The sequence below is a fragment of the Nitrospira sp. Kam-Ns4a genome (assembly GCF_965152595.1).
This window is the reverse complement of sequence record NZ_OZ224218.1, coordinates 357,007-374,857: the sequence shown is the minus strand read 5'-3', so window position 1 is coordinate 374,857 and position 17,851 is coordinate 357,007. Positions and strand designations below refer to the sequence as shown.

Sequence of the window (17,851 nt, the reverse complement as noted above, 5' to 3'; positions counted from 1 at the left end):
GAGGTCGGTTAACCTCATACCAAGGAGCAGGGGGAATGGACGCACGGTATCACTGCGCATGTCTCATCGGGGCGATCGGAATGTTGCTGCTGGTTGCGTCGGGCTGCAGCAAGAAGGAGATTCAGGCGGGAGCGGACGCCGCCTCGCTCGAGCAGGCCAAGAAGGCCAAGGCAGCCGCTCGTGCGGACTCGCCGACGCGTCCGGCCGGGTCCATGGAGACGGCTGCGCCTTTGGAGACGGCCGCGCCGGGAGTCGCAGCCCCAGCGTTGCCGGAGCCGATCAACGCCGGGGAGGCGAGCGCGCCGACGACCTCGGCGCCGCGACAGGAGGAGGTGGCGCAGGCGGCGGGGGAGCCGTCGCTTGGCGCGGCCCCGGAGACGGGCCGCCTCAGAGGTCTTGATCCGGTTCCGCCCGGGCAGGCGCCGGCGGAGGAACGGGTGAATCCCGGCATGCTCGTCGCCAAGGCCGACCTCGGGGAGGCGACGCGCGAGCGGACCCGTGAGATGGAGCGCGAGCAGCGGGCGACGGCGCTGGCCGGGCTCCAGGATGTCTTCTTCGCCTTCGACAGTTGGACGGTCACGGAGGCCGGCAAACAGGCGCTGGCGGAGGACGCGGCCTGGCTAAAGGGCAATCCGAGGCAGCGCGTGGTCATCGAAGGCCATTGTGACGAACGCGGCACGCTGGCCTACAATATGGTGCTCGGCGAGAAGCGGGCCGCCGCGGCCCGGAACTACCTGATGGAGCTGGGCGTCAAGGCCGAGCAGATGAAGACCGTCTCCTATGGGAAGGAACGGCCCTTCTGCAAGGAGCACAACGAGGCCTGCTACCAGCAGAACCGGCGGGCGCACGTCGTGCTCAGTGCCGAGTAGGAGTGCAAGCGTGCGTCCGTCTGCGTGAAGGAGAGCCGAGTGAGCATGCCGGATCATCGCCGAGCCGGGTGCTGGTCGCACGTTGCGGCGGGGAGCTGCGCCCTCGCCGCGGTGTTCCTGTCCGGCTGTCTCGCGCAGGAAGCCGACCTGCGCCGGGTCAGCAGCGACCTGGATGCCAAGATCAAGAAGCTGGATCAGCGCGAAAAGGAGATCCAGAGGCAGGTTGATGAGGCGACGAAGCAGATCAAGGCGGAGAGCGAAAAGGCAGAACGGCGCGTGAACGAGGCCCGCGCCAGTTTGCGTGAGGATATCAAGAGCCTGCGTGACGCCGACCTGCCGAGTATCTTGGACCGGGCCGATCGCAACGCGCACGAGGTGCAGCTCCTCCGCACCCGCCTGGAGGACCTGGAGCACCGGGCGGGCTCGCTCGAAGCGCTGACGAGAAAGAACGCGGCAGCGGACGAGCAGCGCTTCGCCTCGCTGGAGAAGGCGGTCAAGGACCAGGCGGCCGCCCAGCAAGCCGACCGCGACCGCCTGCAGCAGGACGTGGCGAGGCTGCAGGAGGTGTTGACCTCTTTGACCCGGAAAGTGGAGGCGCGCCTTGACGGACAAGACCGGGCGATCGAGGAGGCCCGGAGCCAGGTGAGCACCCAGGCCAAGCAGCTTGAGCAGCAACTGGCTTCGCTAAACGCGGCGCTCGCCAACTTCAAGCTGGCCCTCGATGGATTGGGAGACAAGCTCGTACAGCAGGACGCTCGGGCGGCCGGGCAGGCGACCGAGCTCACCCAGCGGACAGAGGCCCTGGCGCAGAAGACGGAGGTGCTGGCCGCCAAGGTCAACGCCGACGCCAAAACGACCACCGACTATCTGGTGCGTGTGGAGAAGAACTACGCCAGCCTCGTCGAGAACCTGAAGAACCTGACGCAGAAGGTCCAGACCCGGCTGGACCGGCAGGACCAGCGGCTCGACGAGACGAGCCGGAGCCTGCAGACCCTGCACGGGCAGCTCGCCCAGTTCGTGCAGGCGGTCAACGAGCGGATGCAGGAGCAGGACCGGCAGGTCGAAGGCCTCCTCAAGAGCCTGCAGGCGCTCGACGCGCAGGTGCGCGAGCACGGTCGGCGCGTCGAGGAGGTCCACGACACCCTCCAGCAGCTCCGGCAGGCGGGGACCCGAGCCGGGCCACCCCCGGCCAAACAGCAATCGGGCGACGGCACTCACGCTCGCCCGTCGGCCGGACAGACGTCCGAGGCGGCGCCGGGCGGCGCCACGCTCGCCGCCGCGGAGGCATCCGGCTCTGTGGCCGCTGCGGAAGCCGGCGCGCCGGCGCAGCCCGCGAGCCTCGACGACCGGCAGGCCTACGAGCAAGCGATGACCCGGTACAAGCAGGGCGACTTCGTCCGGGCCCAGGAAGGGTTCACCCGATTCCTGGCCCAGTTTCCGGGCTCCACGCTGGCCGGGAACGCGCAGTTCTGGCTTGGCGAATGCTATTATGGCCAGAAGAAGTTCCAGCGGGCGATCGAGGCTTACGACCGGGTTCAGACCGCCTACCCGGCCAGCGAGAAGGTGCCGGCGGCCTTGCTCAAAAAAGGCTACGCCTACCTGGCACTCAAGGAGCGACAGCAGGCCTACACCGCGTGGCGGCAGCTCGTGGAGGGCTATCCCAAGAGTCCCGAGGCCAGCAAGGCCATGGATCGGCTGAGGCAGAGCAAACAGTCGCCGTGACGGCGCGATCGTGTAGGGTGCCATGATGCCGCAAGGGGTGTCCCTGGTCTTGCTCTCAGCCGTGCTGACCCTGTGGGTGGCCCTGGCGGCCGGGTGCGCCAAGCATTCCGATTTCGTCGAGCTGCGGACCGACCTTACCCGGTTGCAGGATCAGAGCAAGAAGGAGAAGGATGCGCTCGATCGCCGGCTCCAGGCGCTCGAGGCGAAGCTGGAGGTGAGGCCCGCGGCCAGGGCCGGGTCGGCCGCCGAGGCCGTACGGGAGACGGAGCAACTGCGGGCGCAGCTCAGCGAGCTGGCGGTGCGTGTCAAGGAGCTCGAGAGTCGGCTGGCCCGGACGGACGTCCCCTCGCCGCCCGCAGCGGCGAATCCCGCCGCTCCGCCGGCACCGGGGCCGCGCGAGGGGAAGGCCGCCGCGCCGCCGAGCGAGCCCGAGCCGCTGCCGCTGCCCGGCATGACCGGCATCACGCCCACCTCGGCCTTCAACCTGGCCTATAACGATTACTTGAACGGCCGTTACGAGCTGGCGATCGCCGGTTTCGAGCGGTTTCTCAAGGACTTTCCCGGCAATTCGCTCACGCCCAACGCGCACTATTGGATCGGCGAGTCCTACTACAGCAAGCGGGACTACGTTCGGGCCATGCAGGCGTTCGAGAAGGTCGTGACCGGCTTCCCGCGCAGCGAGAAAGTGCCGCCGGCGCTCTTCAAGATGGGGTTGTCGGCCGCCGAGATCGGCGATTCGCAGAAGGCGCGGACGCTGCTCAAGCGGGTGATCGAAGAGTTCTCCGGCTCCGACGAGGCCAAGCTGGCCAAGAATAAACTGGCCGAGATCCGATGACTGCCGCGCCGTCGGCTGTCGCCGGTCCCGCCCGCTCCTGCCCGTTCGATTCAGCCGGCGCGGCGTCCGCTGCCAGGACGTCGCGCCGAGTTTTTTGAGAGAGCCCCATGACCGTCGCCGCCGCCACGAGCAAGATCCGGATCCTGCCGGAGGCCGTCGTCAGCCGCATCGCCGCCGGCGAGATCGTGGAGCGTCCGGCCGCGGTGGTGAAAGAGCTGATTGACAACAGCCTGGATGCGGGGAGCCGGCTCGTCGTCGTTGAGGTGGCGGATGGCGGCCGCCGGCTGATCCGGGTCACCGACGACGGCGAGGGCATGAGTCGGGCCGACGCGCAACTCGCCTTCCAGCGGCACGCCACGAGCAAGCTCCGGTCCGAGCGGGACCTGGGCTCGATCACCTCGCTCGGGTTTCGCGGCGAGGCCCTCCCCAGCATCGCCGCGGTCTCGAAGGTGCGGCTGGTGACGGCGCGCCGGGAGGATCCGGTGGGCACGCGGCTGCTCCTCGCGGGCGGCGCGGTGACCCGCGTCGAGGACGCCGCCGCCCCGCCGGGAACGCAGGTGGAGGTGGCCGACCTGTTTTTCAATACGCCAGCCCGCCGGAAGTTCCTGAAGACCCCCGCGACCGAGTTCGCTCACATCTGCCAGACGGTGCAACAGGCCGCGCTGGCCTGGCCGCAGACCCATTTCAAGCTGCTCCACAACGGGCAGCCGGTGCTGGACTATCCCGCGGCCCCGTCGCACGAGCAACGGGTGGGTCAGGTGCACGGGACGAAGTTTCTTGACCAGGCAGTCGCGGTCCGGGCGGCGGGAGCCGGATGCTCCGTGGAGGGCTTCATCGTGCGCGCGGTCGGGGCGCGGACGAGCCGGACCCTCCAGGACGTCTTCGTGAACCGCCGCTGGGTGCGGAACCCGACCGTGCTCCACGCGGTCTACGACGGGTACGGCACGTCGCTTGCCAAGGGACGGCACCCCGCGTTCGTCCTCCTCCTGGAGGTGGAGCCCGACCGTGTGGACGTCAACGTGCATCCGGCCAAGCGGGAAGTCCGCTTTGCCGAGCAGGAGCGGCTGCATCACCTGGTCCGGCAGGCCGTCCGGGAGGCGCTGGGCCTGGCGGCGGATGCGGGCCCGTCGTCACGGGGGCTGTGGGCTCCAGGCATCAGCCTGGCCGCGCGGATGAGCGACGAGACGGCGGCTCCTGCGCCGGACGGACCGATGGCCAGGGCGCCGGCGGAAGCGCTAGACCAGGCAGCCGGCGGCCCGCCTGGCGCCGGCTCACCGGATGTGCGGCGTCAGGTGGCGCTGTCTGGCGCTGGTGTGGCGGATCGCGCCCGAGGCGACACAGTTCGGGATCCGACGGTTGGCTACGCAGCCGGCATGGAGTGGGAAGTCGTTCCGCTGGGCCAAGTCAGCCGGACGTTCCTCGTGGCCCAGGTCGGGCCCGAGCTCCAAGTCATTGATCAGCACACGGCGCACGAGCGGGTGCTGTTCGAGCGGCTGTGGCGGACCTGGAAGGATCGCGTGATGGCGACGCAGCCGCTACTGATTCCCGAGACCGTCGAGCTGCCGTCCCACCAGGCGATCCTGCTCAAGGACCGCCTCGAGGACTTGGCTGGCTTGGGCCTCGAGGTCGAGCCGTTCGGCGCCTGCGCCTTCGTGATCCGCAGCACGCCTGCGCTCCTGGGCCGGCTGGATGTGGCCGCGCTCCTCCAGGACCTTGTCGAGGACCTGGCTCAGTGGAACGCCTTGTCGTCGCTCGAGGCGCGTGTCCGGCCGGTCTTGGCGTCGCTGGCCTGTCACGGCGCGGTGCGGGCTGGCCGGGCGTTGGAGGCGGCCGAGAGTAAACGGCTGATCGAAGACTGGGTGCGCGAGGGGCTGCCCATGACGTGTCCCCACGGCCGGCGGGTGGCGCTCCGCCTGCCGGCGGACGAGTTGGCGAAAATCTTCGGGCGGGAGTGAGGCGAGGATAACGAAGTGTTGAGGTTATGAAGGACTTTGCAACTCAAGACTCACCCCCTGGAACTCTTCGCTGTTGTTTGTCCCTCGTCTCCTTGCTGCTGGCTCGAGGGCTGCGCCCGCTGGTTGTGCTGGTCGGCCCGACCGCGGTGGGGAAAAGCCGGGTGGCGATCCGGGTTGCTCGGGCGCTCGGCACGGAGATCCTGGCGGCCGACTCTCGCCAGGTGTACCGGGGCATGGACCTCGCCACGGACAAGCCGGCCCTGGCGGAGCGGGAGGGTGTCCCGCACCGGCTGATTGATCTGGTCGAGCCGGATCAGCCCTTCAACGTCGGCGACTACCGCCGGCAGGCCCTCGCGGAGATCGCGCGGCTGCATGAGGCGGGGCTGGTGCCGCTCGTGGTGGGCGGGACCGGTTTGTATGTCCGGGCGCTCCTGCGGGGCCTCTGGGACGGGCCCTCCGCCGATTGGGCCCTGCGCGCCCGCCTGGAGGAGGAAGCGTGCATTCATGGGGATGAGGCCCTGCATCGGCGGCTGGCCGCGGTGGATCCGGCGCTCGCGGCCCGGCTGCACCCGCACGACCGGGTGAAGATCATCCGGGCACTGGAAGTCCACCACCTCCTTGGCCAGCCTCTCTCGGAAGCACACCGGGCACATGGGTTCGCGGAGCGGCCGTTCACGCCGCTCCTCCTTGGGCTGATCCGTGACCGAGCGGCGCTCTACCGGCGGATCGAGGAACGGGTGGACGCGCAGCTCGCCCGCGGGCTCCTCGCGGAGACGCGACACCTGCTCGCCCAAGGCTATGAGCGGCATCTCAGTTCCATGAAGGGGCTGGGCTACCGGCAGATGGCAGGGTTCCTCGCCGGTGAGTACGACTACGGGGAGGCCGTGCGGCGGCTGAAGCGCGACACACGGCGGTTCGCCAAGCGGCAGTTGACCTGGTTCCGCAAGGAGCCGGGCATCATCTGGATCACGCTCGGCGAGCAAGACACGGTCGAGGAGGCGGCGGGACGCATCCTGGGCGAGATCGGGGCGTTTCTGACCCGGCTCGCGGGCGCCGTCCCGATCGGGGTGGGCGCGGGTGCGCCGGCGGCCGGACGGGCCTAAGAGCGAGACACAGGTACGTATGGCAACGAAGCGGACGCGGCCGCAGGCCGAGATTGGGATCATCGGCGGGAGCGGCCTCTATGAGATGGAGGGGCTGCGCGAGGTACGGGAGCTGCGGATGACGACGCCGTTTGGGCGGCCGTCCGAGGCGCTCATCCTCGGGACGCTGGACGGCGTGCGGGTCGCGTTTCTGTCCCGACACGGCCGGGGACACCGGCTGTCGCCGAGCGAGATCAATTACCGGGCGAACCTGTACGCGCTGAAAGCGCTCGGCGTCGGCCGCGTCCTCTCCGTGAGCGCCGTGGGCAGTATGAAGGAGGCGATCCGGCCGGGCGAGGTGGTGCTGCCGGACCAGTTTGTGGACCTCACCAGGCGGCGCCCGAGCACCTTCTTCGAAGGCGGGATCGTCGCCCACGTGGCGTTTGGTGACCCCGTTTGCCAGGCCTTGTCGGCCGCGCTCTTCAAGGCGGCGCAGGAGGCTGGTGCGACGGTGCACCGAGGTGGGATCTACCTCTGCATCGAGGGGCCCCAGTTCTCCAGCCGCGGGGAATCCCTGCTCTACCGGCAGTGGGGGGTGGATGTGATCGGGATGACCAACCTGCCCGAGGCTAAGCTGGCCCGCGAGGCGGAACTCTGCTACGCGACGCTCGCGCTCGTCACCGACTACGACTGCTGGCACGAGAGCCACGAGGCCGTGACGGTGGACATGATCCTCGACACGCTGCACAGGAACGTGGCGCTGGCCAAGCGCATCCTGCGCGCCGCCGTGCGGGTCGCGGGCGAGCCGCGGGCCTGTCCCTGCGCCCGCGCGCTGGAGCAGGCCATCGTGACGGCGCCGGATCGGATCCCGACCGCAACGAAGCGGCGGCTCGCGCTGCTCGTCGGCCGCTATCTGCCCTCCACGAAAGGAGTCCGGTGAAGATGGGAACGCTACTGGTCGTCGGCTCGGTCGCGCTCGACACGGTCCGGACGCCGTTCGGGGAGGTGCAGGAAGCGCTGGGCGGATCCGCGACATTCTTCGCGACCGCCGCGAGTTACTTCACGAGCGTGGATCTGATCGCGGTGGTCGGGGAGGATTTTCCCGAGGCGCACCTCCAGTTCCTGCGCAGCCGCGGCGTGCGCCTCGCCGGGCTGGAGCGCCGGCCAGGGGAGACCTTCCGGTGGAAGGGGGAGTATACGTATCAGCTCAACGAGGCGCACACCCTGGACACGCGCCTCAACGTCTTCGAGACCTTTCGCCCGAAGGTGGCCGAGGCCTCCCGCACGCCGGACATGCTGTTTTTGGCGAACATTGATCCCGAGCTGCAGCTCGATGTGCTGCGGCAAGTCCGGCGGCCCACCCTGGTCGCCTGCGACACCATGAACTTCTGGATCGAGCGCAAGCGCGAGGCCCTGTGGCGGACGCTGGCGCAGGTGGATGTGCTCATCATCAACGACGGCGAAGCCCGCGCGCTCGGCGGCGATCCGAACCTCGTCAAGGTGGCCAGGGCGATCCTCGCGCGCGGGCCCAAGCACCTGATCATCAAGCGCGGGGAGTACGGCGTGCTCATGTTCAACCAGAAGGAGATCTTCGGCGCCCCCGCGTTTCCGCTGGAGGAGGTCAAGGATCCGACGGGCGCGGGAGACACGTTCGCAGGCGGGTTCATGGGCTACCTCGCGGCGACAGGCAACCTGTCGCAGGCCGCCATCCGCCGGGCCATCATCTTTGGCAGCGTCATGGCTTCCTTCACGGTCGAGGCGTTCAGCCTTGACCGCCTGCGCGCGCTCGATTACAAGGAGATCGAGGAGCGGTTCCGGGCGTTCAAGCGGCTGACCCACTTCGAGGATCTGACATGAGCGGGGGTGGAGGGATTCCGGTGCGGCGGTGGGGGTTCGGCCTGGCGGTGGCGAGCCTGGTCGTGGCGGGCGCGCTATCGGGATGCACCGAGCAGCAGGAGACGATCAAGCGGGCGGACGGCCATTTCCAGGAAGGGCTGGCGGCCCTGACCCGCAATCCCCAGCAGGCGTTCGTGAACTTTCAGAAGGCCGTGCAGCTCAATCCGCATCACAAGGACGCGCACTATTACCTGGGACACCTGTACGCCCAGCAGGGGAAGCTCCAACAGGCCGAACAGGAGTTTCGGACCGCCCTGCGGATTGACCCGGACTACTCCGAGGCCTACACGTACCTAGGGCACATGCTCGTGCAGCAGGACCGGTGGCGCGAAGGCATCGAGGCCTACCGGCGGGCCCTGAGCAACCCCCTCTACGTGACGCCCGATCTGGCCTGGTTCCACCTCGGGCTGGCCCTGGCACACGAAGGCGACATGGAGGGCGCGACGCGCGCCTTTGAGGACGCCATGCTCGTGAACCCGGCGAGCGTCCCGCCGGCCCGGCTCAACTTCGAGCTGGGGCGGGCCTATTATCGGCTCGGGTACAGCCGCAAGGCCCGGGAGGCGCTAATGCGGGTGACCAGCCTCGATAAGGACGGCGAATACGGGAAGCTGGCGGATGAGCTCCTCCAGCGGCTCAAGCAGGAGCAGTAGCGAAGAGGCCATGGAACCAGTGGGCGAATACTTCAAGCAGGTCCGTGAAGCGCGGGGGCTCACGCTCGAGGACATCGCCGTCAAGACCCGGATCCATCCTGACTTCCTACGGGCGCTGGAAGACGGCAACTTCGCCAAGCTGCCGGACCAGGTCTTCGTGAAGGGGTTCGTGCGGTCCTACGCGCAGTCTCTGGGGCTGGACGAGGAGGAGGCGCTCCGCCGGTTCGTGGAATCAGCCGGGCCCTTCTATGACAAACAGGCAGACCTGGAGCGGCTCCGGCGCAAGCAGGCCGAGGACGAGCGCAAGCGACAGGCCAACCGGAAAGTGCTCGCGGCAGCGGTCGGAGTGGCGCTACTGGGCCTGTTGTTGCTGCTGACCCGGGAACAGTCCGCCGTCGCTCCGCCTCCGGCGACAGCCCCGCCCTTGTCCGAGCCTCGGCACTCGGAGTTCAGGGCTGGCCGCTCCGGCTCGGGGCCGGCTCAGTCGGCCGTGCCCGGCCCGGCGACGCTGGCCTCTCCAGAGCTTCCGAGAGAGCCTGTGCTCGGGGCCGAGGGCCTGGGCGAACCGCGTAGCGGGGAGGCGAGCGGCTCGGCCGGACGCGAGCCGGGAGCCGGCGGCTCGCGGGACGCCTCGACTTCGTCAGGGCCGGCCGCCTCGTCGGCGGTGAGGGCCGGCGTGGAGAACGAGCTCGCCGGGATGTCAGGTCCGCTGGTGTTGGAGCTGGAGGCGCACGAGCTGAGCTGGGTCGTGGTCCAGGTGGACAACGAAAGCCCGCAGGAAGCCCTGCTTCGACCGGGCGAGCGCGTGCGATGGAAGGCGGCGGACAAGCTTCTGTTGACGCTCGGGAATGCGGGCGGGGTGCGGGTTGAGCTGAACGGTGTGCCTCAAGGTCCCTTTGGTCCCAGCGGCAGAGTTGCGCGGGATATCCTCTTCAAACGGTAGCGCAGTTTCTTCCTGTCCGATGACCAATGCCCACGATCCCCCACCGGCATTCCTCGTCGACCAGGCCGTCCGGCATCTGGCCCCACGACTTCCCTGTAGGCTGCAGGTCGGCATCGTCCTTGGCTCCGGGCTCGGCAGCTACGCCGAGTGGCCGCCGGTGCGGCTCGCCATTCCTTACGCCGACATCCCGGGGTTTCCCGTCTGCTCGGTGGAAGGCCATGCGGGCCGCCTGGTCATCACCGATCGTTGCGGGCCCGGCGTCGCCCTCCTGCAGGGACGGGTCCATCGGTACGAGGGCCATTCTCTGGAGGCGGTCACGCGGCCCATCCGGGTGCTCGCCGCCCTGGGGATCCGGACCCTCATCGTCACCTGCGCAGCGGGAGCGCTGGATGAGGCGGAGCTGGGAGGGCTGATGGTGCTCGAGGACCATCTGAATCTCATGGGTGATAACCCGCTGATCGGGGTCGGGCCTGAGGGCCCGGACGCCTCCCCTTTCGTCGAGATGGCGGACGCCTATGACCGGCGGCTGCGCGAGCTCGCGGAACGGGTTGCGCGCGACCTGGGTATCCGGCTGCGCCGCGGGGTCCTCGCCGGGGTGTCCGGGCCGACCTACGAAACCCCCGCCGAAGCCAGGATGCTGGAGCGGTTGGGTGCGCAGGCGGTGAGCATGTCGGTCGTGCCGGAAGTCATCGTCGCCCGGGCCTGGGGGCTCCAGGTGCTGGGCCTCGCGGTCCTGACGAACCGAGCGGGGACCCCCCAGGGTCCCGGCGCGCACGGGGCGGTCCTCGCCGAGGCCGCACGGCGGGTCGGCACGGTCGGCCGGCTCATGGACAGCCTGTTGGGGCGTCTAGGGGAGACTGCCACGGGCTGAGCGCCCGCGAGCCGGCTTGACAAGGCGGGAGGGCATTGCTATAGTGCGGCCCCTTGAGGAGACGCCTCGCCGAATTCCGGCCCATTCGTTGATCCAAGAAAGGAGGAGCTGTGATGCGGTATATTTCGAGGTCCGTTGGTCTTTTAGCAGCATTCATGCTCGTCGCGTCCACCGTCGCCGTGGCCGAGGAGCGGGATCCCCTGAAGCCCCGGGTGCCGCCCGACCAGATCGCCGAAGCGAAGAAGCTCAAGAATCCCATTCCCAAGACCCCTGAGAATCTGGCCAAGGGCAAGGCGCTGTTTGAGGGGAAGGGCACCTGCTTCAACTGCCACGGCAAGGAGGGGAAGGGGGACGGCCCGGCGGGCCAGATCCTCAATCCCAGCCCGCGCAACTTCACCAATTGCAAGTTCCATAAGAAGCGGAAGGACGGTGAGCTGTTCTGGGTGATCAAGAACGGGAGCCCGGGAACCGGGATGGTGCCGCTGATCCCGGCTGCGATCACCGAGGAAGAGGCCTGGACGATCATCAACTACGAGCGGAGCTTCTGCAAGGAGAACGTCGAGTAGCGACGGGTCCGAGGCGGGCTCGGTGAAAAGAGCAGAGGGGAGTCTCCCCTCTGCTCTTTTTGTTTGCCAATGGTTCCGCGAGGAGGTTGCAAGCCCGGTGTCCTGCGGCAGGAGCATCAGCGAGCCGCCGACACCGCGCCAGCCGGCCGCGTCAGGGTGAGGCCGGCGAGCGGGTGGCCGGCCCGTAGCGAGGGGAGCACGAGCGGCTGGAGCTCCTGCTTGAACGTGCTGCGCGAGGCGGACGGCACGGTCTGGGTGAGGAACGCCGCCAGCTCGCCCACCGTGACGGCGCCGTTCCCGTCCTTGTCCGCGTCCCCCCGCAACCCCCGAATAAGGTAGTAGGTAAACAGCCCGTGCCGCACCGTGTCGGGCTCGATCGCGGGCTGGAATCCTGGGGACGCGATCAGGCGGGCGGGATGGTTCCCGCCGGCGTCCCAGCGTAATGCCTTCTGCGGTCCCTTGCCGGCACCCGAGGGACGGGTCGTCGGTCCGTCGAAGATCAAGAGGACCTGTCGGGTCCTGAGCTTCGCCAGGGCGGCGGCCAGGTCTTTCAGCGGATAGAGCCGGGCTGTCCCGTTCGCGCCGGCTTCGTACGGCAGGAGCGCGACGTCACCGGAAGGCGACGCGGTCGCCAGGCCGGCGAAATAGACGATCACAACCGACTGCTCAGTCACCCGGGAGGGGAGCCAGTCCAGCAGCACCTCCTCCAGATCCGGCCGCAGCGCGTTCTTGTCCCGGAGGACCTTGACGTTGGCAGCCGGGACCCCACCCAACGCCTGGAAGTAGGCGGCGACCAGCTCGGCGTCCGCCGCCGCGTACTTGCGCGTGAATGGCTGCGGGTCGCGGTAGGTGCTGATCCCAACCGCGACTACATAGAGCTGGGGCTGCTGGACCCCGGGCGGCGCGGCCGGGACTTGATCCACGTCGTCGAACCGCGGCGCCGCGGCGCCCGGACCCGGCGCGGGCTCACGGGCGGGCCGCATGGCGGCGACGAGGACCTGCGTGGCTGGCAGGCCGACGAGGCCGCTGGCCTCGGACAGCGCGATCTTCATTTCGACGCGCTGCGACGGGAGCGACGGGGGCAGGGTCCCCGCGAACTCGACCGACCGGGACTCGCCGGGCTGGAGCGTGCCGACGGGCAGGGTCGAGGCTGGAAACTGTGCGACGACGGCTGGCGTCCCGCTCACGGTGACCTGAACGTCGCGCGCGGCTAGGCGTCCCGCATTGACGAGGTCGACCCGCAGGCGCACCCGTTCGCCGCCCTCCAGGATGAGGTTGCCGTTCTCGTCCAGGAGCGTGGCCTTGAAGGCGAGCCCCGGTGCCCCCGGGGCGGCCGGTTCGGCGGGTTGCTGAGCGGCCGCCACTCCTTCCGGATGGCCCGCTCCTGGTGCCGCTGCGGCGGGGGCGGTCGGCTTCACGACCTCGCGGGCCTGCTTCATGAACTGCGAGGCGATCCCGATGGCGGCAGCATTCGCAAACGATTGGACGGAGACATAGGCGCAGCGGTGCTGCGTCGGTTCGAGCAGGAGCTTATCCTTGTGAGTCACAGCGAGCGGCTGCTCTGCGAGCAGCTTGCCGGACGAATCGTAGAAGGCGACGCCGGCTTCCAGGGTCAGCTCCGCGGGCAGGCGGTCATAGACGTTGTCGGTATTGATCTTCAGCCCGGATTGCTGGAGGGTGATCCGAGCCGTGATGTCCGGCTTGGCCGAAGGCGGCTCCTGGCCGGCAAAATACACGGTCTTGAAGGTCTGGTGGGCGCTTTCCAGCAGCATCGCTTCCAGATCTTCCCCGATCCGGATCTCGCCCGGGTGGTTACAGGCGTCCACGTACTGGAGCCGGGCGGCGGGGAGCGCGGGGTCAATCTCCATCTTGATTGCAACGGGGAGCGGCGGCCCCATGTCGGGCAACTCATGCCTTCCCAGGAGATGCTTCTCCACGCTCTTGCAACTCCCGGCTAGTCCAATCAGCGACAGGAGAAGCAGCAAGATAGCGAGCCGCCGCAGGCCTATTCGGTGCGTCCAGGCCGGTGTCTCACGCCCGGTCCTTGTGGTTCCTCTAGGCGCCATATCCTTAGAGACCAGAGATTCCGTCCAGCCGTCTGGCCACGGTACCGAAATCCCGCTCCGAATGCAACCGGAGAGTGCCGTCGGCCTTGCCAGGTTGCGCCGGTTTCTCTATGCTACCGGCGTAACGTCCGGCTTCTGGCGCGGGGGCAGTGATGCTGGTGCTCGGGTTGCTCAATCTGCGTGACGCGGCGGCCGCCCTGGTGCGGGACGGGCAGGTCGTCGCTGCGGCGGAGGAAGAACGGTTCGTCCGCATCAAGCACGTGAGGGCGCTGCCGCTCCGAGCGATCCGCTCCTGTCTGGACCAGACCGGGGTCGGGCTCGCCGCAGTGGACGAGATCGCGGTGCCGTGGAAGTACTGGGTGCTGGGTCGACGGGCGGCGCTCGCATTGGGCGCGATGGCACGCTCGCCCGCGCTGTTCAGAGTCAAGGGCCAACGGAGCCTGGAGCGGCTCTCCCACGAGTGGGCCGAGCTGGCGTTCCTGTCCCGGAAGCTCCGCACGGCCTTCGGGCCCGGCTCACCGCGCCCCGTCTTTCTTGACCATCACGTCTGTCACGCCGCGAGCAGCTTCCTCGTCTCGCCGTTCGAGCGGGCGGCGATCCTGGTCGTGGACGGTGCCTCGGAGTCGCACACAGCGCTGCTGGGGATCGGCGAGGGGTCGGAGATCCGGGTGCTCAAGCGGATCCCGCTCCCGCATTCGCTCGGCCAGTTCTACGCCGCGATCACCGCCTTCCTCGGCTTTACCCCGGACCAGGACGAGTACATCGTGATGGGGCTCGCGGCTTACGGACAACCCCGGTTCGCGCAGGTCCTGAGGGAACAAGTCCTCGGCCTGGCGCCGGAGGGCGAGTTCCGGTTGAACGTCCGGCTGCTGGACTTCCATCTCGCCCGCGTCGGCCTCTTCGTGCCCGCGCTCCTCCGGCTCCTCGGGCCGAATCGGCGGCCCGGGGAGGAGCTGACCGAGCGGCACCGGGATGTGGCGGCCAGCGCGCAAGTCGTGCTCGAGGAGGCGCTCCTGCATCTGGCACGCTATCTCGAGCGGGAGACCCGGGTCGACCGGCTTTGCCTGGCGGGCGGGGTCGCGTTCAACTGTGTCGCCAACAGTCGGATCCGGCGCGAGCTGGGATTCCGCGAGGTGTTTGTCCAGCCGGCGGCCGGGGACGCGGGAGCGGCGCTGGGCGCCGCGCTCTGGCGCTCCGTGCAGCTCGGCGCCCCTCGAGCGCCGCTGCCCCATGCTTACCTGGGCCCCAGCTTCGACGCGGAGGCCTGCCGGCGCGCGGTCGAGAGGGCTGGCCTCATGGCTGAGGCCCTGGCCGACGACGAACTGGTCGAGCGGGTGGCCGCTGAGCTGGCGAGAGGCCGGCTCGTATTCTGGTTTCAAGGACGGATGGAGTGGGGTCCGCGGGCGTTGGGGAACCGCAGCCTGCTCGCCGATCCACGGCGGGAGGATATGCGGGAGCTGATCAACGCGAAGGTCAAGCGTCGGGAGCACTTCCGGCCCTTCGCTCCGGCGGTCTTGGAAGAACGAGCGGCGGAGTATTTCGACCTGTGGGGGCCCTCGCCGTATATGCTCTTCACGGTGCCGGTCCGCCCGGAGGCCAAGGGGATCATCCCGGCGGTCGTGCATGTGGACGGGACCGCCCGCATCCAGACGGTGGACCGGGCATCTAACCCGCGGTTCCGGCGGTTGCTGGAGGCCTTCGCCCGGCGGACCGGCGTCCCCGTGCTCCTCAACACCTCCTTCAACGTGAATGAGCCAATCGTCTGCACGCCGGAGGAAGCGGTAGGCTGCTTCCAGCGCACGGAGGTGGAGTGGCTGGTGCTGGAGAACCTCCTCGTCCGACGCCCAGGCGGACGCGAGGCGTGAAGCGTGTGAGTGATGCGTAAAGCGGAGAGGGGCGCGTCCGTTCGGGAGATTCATCCCCATCCCCTATCCCCATCCCCATTGTTCCCCGCCCTCGACGCCCTGCTCCTCCTGTTCATTCTGAATCTGGTTCTGCAGCCGCTGTTCGAGCCAGATTTCGGCTGGCACCTCCGTGCCGGGCTCGACTTGCTCGCCAACGGCTGGCGGATGCCTGCCACGGATCCCTATTCCCACACAGTGCCGGACTGGCCTTGGGTGGAACACGCCTGGCTGACCGACGGATTGCTGGGGCTGATCTACCGCGGGCTCGGGCCAGTCGGGCCGCTCGGGGTCATCCTCTTCTTCGGGGCGGTCACCGCCGGAGCGTTCGGCCTCGTCATGGTCGGCGCGCGGGCTGGGCACACGGCCCGGTTGATCGCCCTCGCCGGTGCGCTGTGGGCGGCCCTGCCCTTTCTGGGGGCCCGGACCCAGATGGTCACTCTGCTAGGGATGGCGGTGCTCCTCCAGCTCTGGCGCGTGTATCAGGCGGGCCGGCGGTCCCACCTCTGGGTCGTGCCGCCCTTGTTCCTCCTGTGGGCTAACCTCCACGGCGGGTTCACGGCCGGCCTCTTTGCGCTTGCCCTGATCCTCATCGTGTCGGCGTCGGTGCGCCTCGCGGCAAATCGCTGGCCCGCCTTAGCGAGTCGGCTCGACGAGCCGGTCCTCGCCTGGCCGCAGCTCGGCCATCTCGCACGGGTCGGCGTCGTCGCGGCGCTCGTGACGCTCATCAATCCGTACGGATGGCGGCTGCATGAGGAGATCGCCCTCTCGCTATCCGACCAGTTCATGATCGAGATGCTGCACGAGTGGCAGCCGGTCTCCCTGGCGACCAAGGCCGGCGCGACCTATCTCGGCTACCTGGCTGTGGTCGCGCTGAGCTGTCTGCTCGGTTACCGGCGGGTGGAGCCGGTCCGCTGGGCGATCCTGGCGGTATTCCTCCTGCTGTCCCTCCGCCACTGGCGGAACGTCCTCCTCTTCCTCCTGCTCAGCGCCCCGCTGGTCGCCGAGGCGTTCTCGGGGGTGGCGCTGCAGGCACGAGCGCGGTTCGCTGCCGCGGCGACGGTCCGACGCAGGAAGCTGGCCCAGTTCGCCGTGTCACTGGCGGTCGCGGCCGGGATGTGGCTGTTGGGACCGGAGCACCTGGTCCACGTCGTCCAGTGCGGGCTGCATCCGGCGGAGTATTTCCGGCAGACCGAATACCCCATCGAGGCCATCCAGTGGGTCCGCGCGAATCGGCACCGGCTCGGCGTGCGCCTGTACAACGACTACGGCTACGGGGGATTCCTGCTCTGGTGGCTTCCGGAGGAGAAGATCTTCATTGACGGGCGGATGCCGGCCTGGCGGGTCGGCGACCGGTGGATCTTTCGCGATTACATGGCCTTGGCGGGAGCGGCCTCCCCGGACCTGAGGGTGCTGGACAAGTACCGGGTGGACTGGGCGCTGGTCGGGCGGGGCACGCCGCTGGACGGGGCATTGGTCCAGGCGCCTGGCTGGCGGGAAGTGTACGGGGATGCAAAGGTCAGGATCTTTGTGCGATTCAAGGCATGAGGCCGAAGAGCTTCGGCTGACGACCGGCGCGCGTGCGATGGTTGACTGCTCGCCTGCTCGGACCACCGGAACGGCTCGCGGCACCCGGGTTGGCCTCCATCCAGGCCACGTCCCGCCATGAGGCTGCGCTCGCCACGCATCCGTTCCATCTACTGTCCGTTTGTCCGGCTCGCGTACAGCCCCTTGGCGTCGTTCCGCCGCACCGCCAGCATCTCCCGCAACATGGCGAGCCCGTCCCGCAGGACCCGCACCTTCGTGCCGGGCTGGTCGCTCCAGTTGATCGGGACTTCCCGGATCCGGTAGCCCCACCGCTGGGCGACGTAGAGCAGCTCCAGATCGAAGCCGTACCCGTCAATCCGCGCGACCGAGAACAGGCTCTGCGAGACGGCCGCTCGCAAGAGCTTAAAGCCGCATTGGGTGTCGGTGATCCCGGGAATCCCCAGCCGCTGCACGACCCAGTTGAAGGTATTCCCCAGGACGGTCCGATGCCAGCGGGCCCGCACGCGGTAGCGCGGGTCGCGGGAGGCGAGGAACCGCGAGCCGATGGCGAGGTCGGCGCCCTCGTGAAGGGCGGCTTCCAGCCGCTCCAGCTCCTCGATCGGGGCGGCGCCGTCCGCATCGGCGATCAGGTGCAGGCCACCGCGCGCCGCCAGGGCGCCCGTGCGCACGGCGCGGCCCTTCCCCATGTTGCGGGACAGGCGCAGGAGTCCGACCCTCGGCTCTTTTGCGCGGAACTCCTCGATGAGCGCCGCCGTGCTGTCCGTGCTGCCGTCGTCCACGACGAGCACTTCGTAGGGGGCGCCGCGGGCCTCCAGATAGGTGCAGACGGCCGTCAGGTAGGGCAGGATCCGAACGGCTTCGTTGTAGGCCGGTATGATGACGGACAGCGCGGGCTGCCCGGACCGGTCAGGCCCGATCGCTGGAGGTCCCGCCACGTTGCTGCAAGC

At 68.8% G+C, this 17,851-nt stretch carries 15 protein-coding genes; 13 read left to right on the top strand and 2 right to left on the bottom strand.

Features of this window, described 5'->3' with window-relative positions; translation table 11 throughout:
- Window positions 1-35 precede the first annotated feature (35 nt).
- From pal to ACWHYQ_RS01765, 11 genes are all read left to right on the top strand, one after another.
- Entirely contained in the window at window positions 36-869 is an 834-nt protein-coding gene (pal, locus tag ACWHYQ_RS01815; protein WP_447974061.1) for a peptidoglycan-associated lipoprotein Pal, read from the top strand.
- Between the two features lie 45 nt (window positions 870-914).
- Complete coding sequence (gene ybgF / locus ACWHYQ_RS01810; protein ID WP_447974060.1) at window positions 915-2,591, top strand: tol-pal system protein YbgF; 1,677 nt, start codon at window positions 915-917, stop codon at window positions 2,589-2,591.
- Window positions 2,592-2,613: 22 nt separating this feature from the next.
- Window positions 2,614-3,426 (top strand): tol-pal system protein YbgF, encoded by an 813-nt coding sequence (ybgF, locus tag ACWHYQ_RS01805; RefSeq protein ID WP_447974059.1) that lies wholly within the window; start codon window positions 2,614-2,616, stop codon window positions 3,424-3,426.
- A 107-nt stretch (window positions 3,427-3,533) separates the two neighbouring features.
- Window positions 3,534-5,381 carry a DNA mismatch repair endonuclease MutL gene (gene mutL, locus ACWHYQ_RS01800; RefSeq protein ID WP_447974058.1) on the top strand — a complete coding sequence of 616 codons (1,848 nt, stop codon included), beginning with the start codon at window positions 3,534-3,536 and terminating at the stop codon, window positions 5,379-5,381.
- Between the two features lie 77 nt (window positions 5,382-5,458).
- On the top strand, window positions 5,459-6,484 hold the full coding sequence (gene miaA, locus ACWHYQ_RS01795; protein ID WP_447974057.1) for a tRNA (adenosine(37)-N6)-dimethylallyltransferase MiaA: 1,026 nt from the start codon (window positions 5,459-5,461) through the stop codon (window positions 6,482-6,484).
- A gap of 19 nt (window positions 6,485-6,503) precedes the next feature.
- Entirely contained in the window at window positions 6,504-7,403 is a 900-nt protein-coding gene (gene mtnP / locus ACWHYQ_RS01790; RefSeq protein WP_447974056.1) for an S-methyl-5'-thioadenosine phosphorylase, read from the top strand.
- Window positions 7,404-7,405: 2 nt separating this feature from the next.
- The gene (locus tag ACWHYQ_RS01785) at window positions 7,406-8,320 is read left to right on the top strand and encodes a PfkB family carbohydrate kinase (protein WP_447974055.1); all 915 of its coding nucleotides are present in this window, start codon (window positions 7,406-7,408) and stop codon (window positions 8,318-8,320) included.
- A complete protein-coding gene (locus tag ACWHYQ_RS01780) occupies window positions 8,317-9,009 on the top strand; it encodes a tetratricopeptide repeat protein (RefSeq protein ID WP_447974054.1) in 693 nt (230 codons plus the stop codon). Before ACWHYQ_RS01785 ends, ACWHYQ_RS01780 begins: the two co-directional genes overlap by 4 nt.
- Window positions 9,010-9,019: 10 nt before the next feature.
- On the top strand, window positions 9,020-9,952 hold the full coding sequence (locus ACWHYQ_RS01775) for a RodZ domain-containing protein (RefSeq protein ID WP_447974053.1): 933 nt from the start codon (window positions 9,020-9,022) through the stop codon (window positions 9,950-9,952).
- Window positions 9,953-9,971: 19 nt separating this feature from the next.
- Window positions 9,972-10,823, top strand: a complete 852-nt coding sequence (locus ACWHYQ_RS01770; RefSeq protein WP_447974052.1) for a purine-nucleoside phosphorylase — start codon at window positions 9,972-9,974, stop codon at window positions 10,821-10,823.
- Between the two features lie 155 nt (window positions 10,824-10,978).
- Window positions 10,979-11,389: a c-type cytochrome gene (locus ACWHYQ_RS01765; RefSeq protein ID WP_447974051.1), complete on the top strand. Its 411-nt coding sequence runs from the start codon at window positions 10,979-10,981 to the stop codon at window positions 11,387-11,389.
- Window positions 11,390-11,505: 116 nt separating this feature from the next.
- Here ACWHYQ_RS01765 and ACWHYQ_RS01760 read toward each other — a convergent pair whose 3' ends face one another.
- Window positions 11,506-13,326 carry a hypothetical protein gene (locus tag ACWHYQ_RS01760; RefSeq protein WP_447974050.1) on the bottom strand — a complete coding sequence of 607 codons (1,821 nt, stop codon included), beginning with the start codon at window positions 13,324-13,326 and terminating at the stop codon, window positions 11,506-11,508.
- Window positions 13,327-13,607: 281 nt separating this feature from the next.
- Between ACWHYQ_RS01760 and ACWHYQ_RS01755 the strand changes: the two genes are divergently transcribed.
- Together ACWHYQ_RS01755 and ACWHYQ_RS01750 are read left to right on the top strand one after the other, a co-directional pair.
- Complete coding sequence (locus ACWHYQ_RS01755; RefSeq protein ID WP_447974049.1) at window positions 13,608-15,320, top strand: carbamoyltransferase family protein; 1,713 nt, start codon at window positions 13,608-13,610, stop codon at window positions 15,318-15,320.
- Window positions 15,321-15,332: 12 nt separating this feature from the next.
- Window positions 15,333-16,904, top strand: a complete 1,572-nt coding sequence (locus ACWHYQ_RS01750; protein ID WP_447974048.1) for a hypothetical protein — start codon at window positions 15,333-15,335, stop codon at window positions 16,902-16,904.
- 149 nt (window positions 16,905-17,053) lie between these two features.
- Here ACWHYQ_RS01750 and ACWHYQ_RS01745 read toward each other — a convergent pair whose 3' ends face one another.
- Window positions 17,054-17,839, bottom strand: a complete 786-nt coding sequence (locus ACWHYQ_RS01745; RefSeq protein ID WP_447974047.1) for a dolichyl-phosphate beta-glucosyltransferase — start codon at window positions 17,837-17,839, stop codon at window positions 17,054-17,056.
- Window positions 17,840-17,851 lie beyond the last annotated feature (12 nt).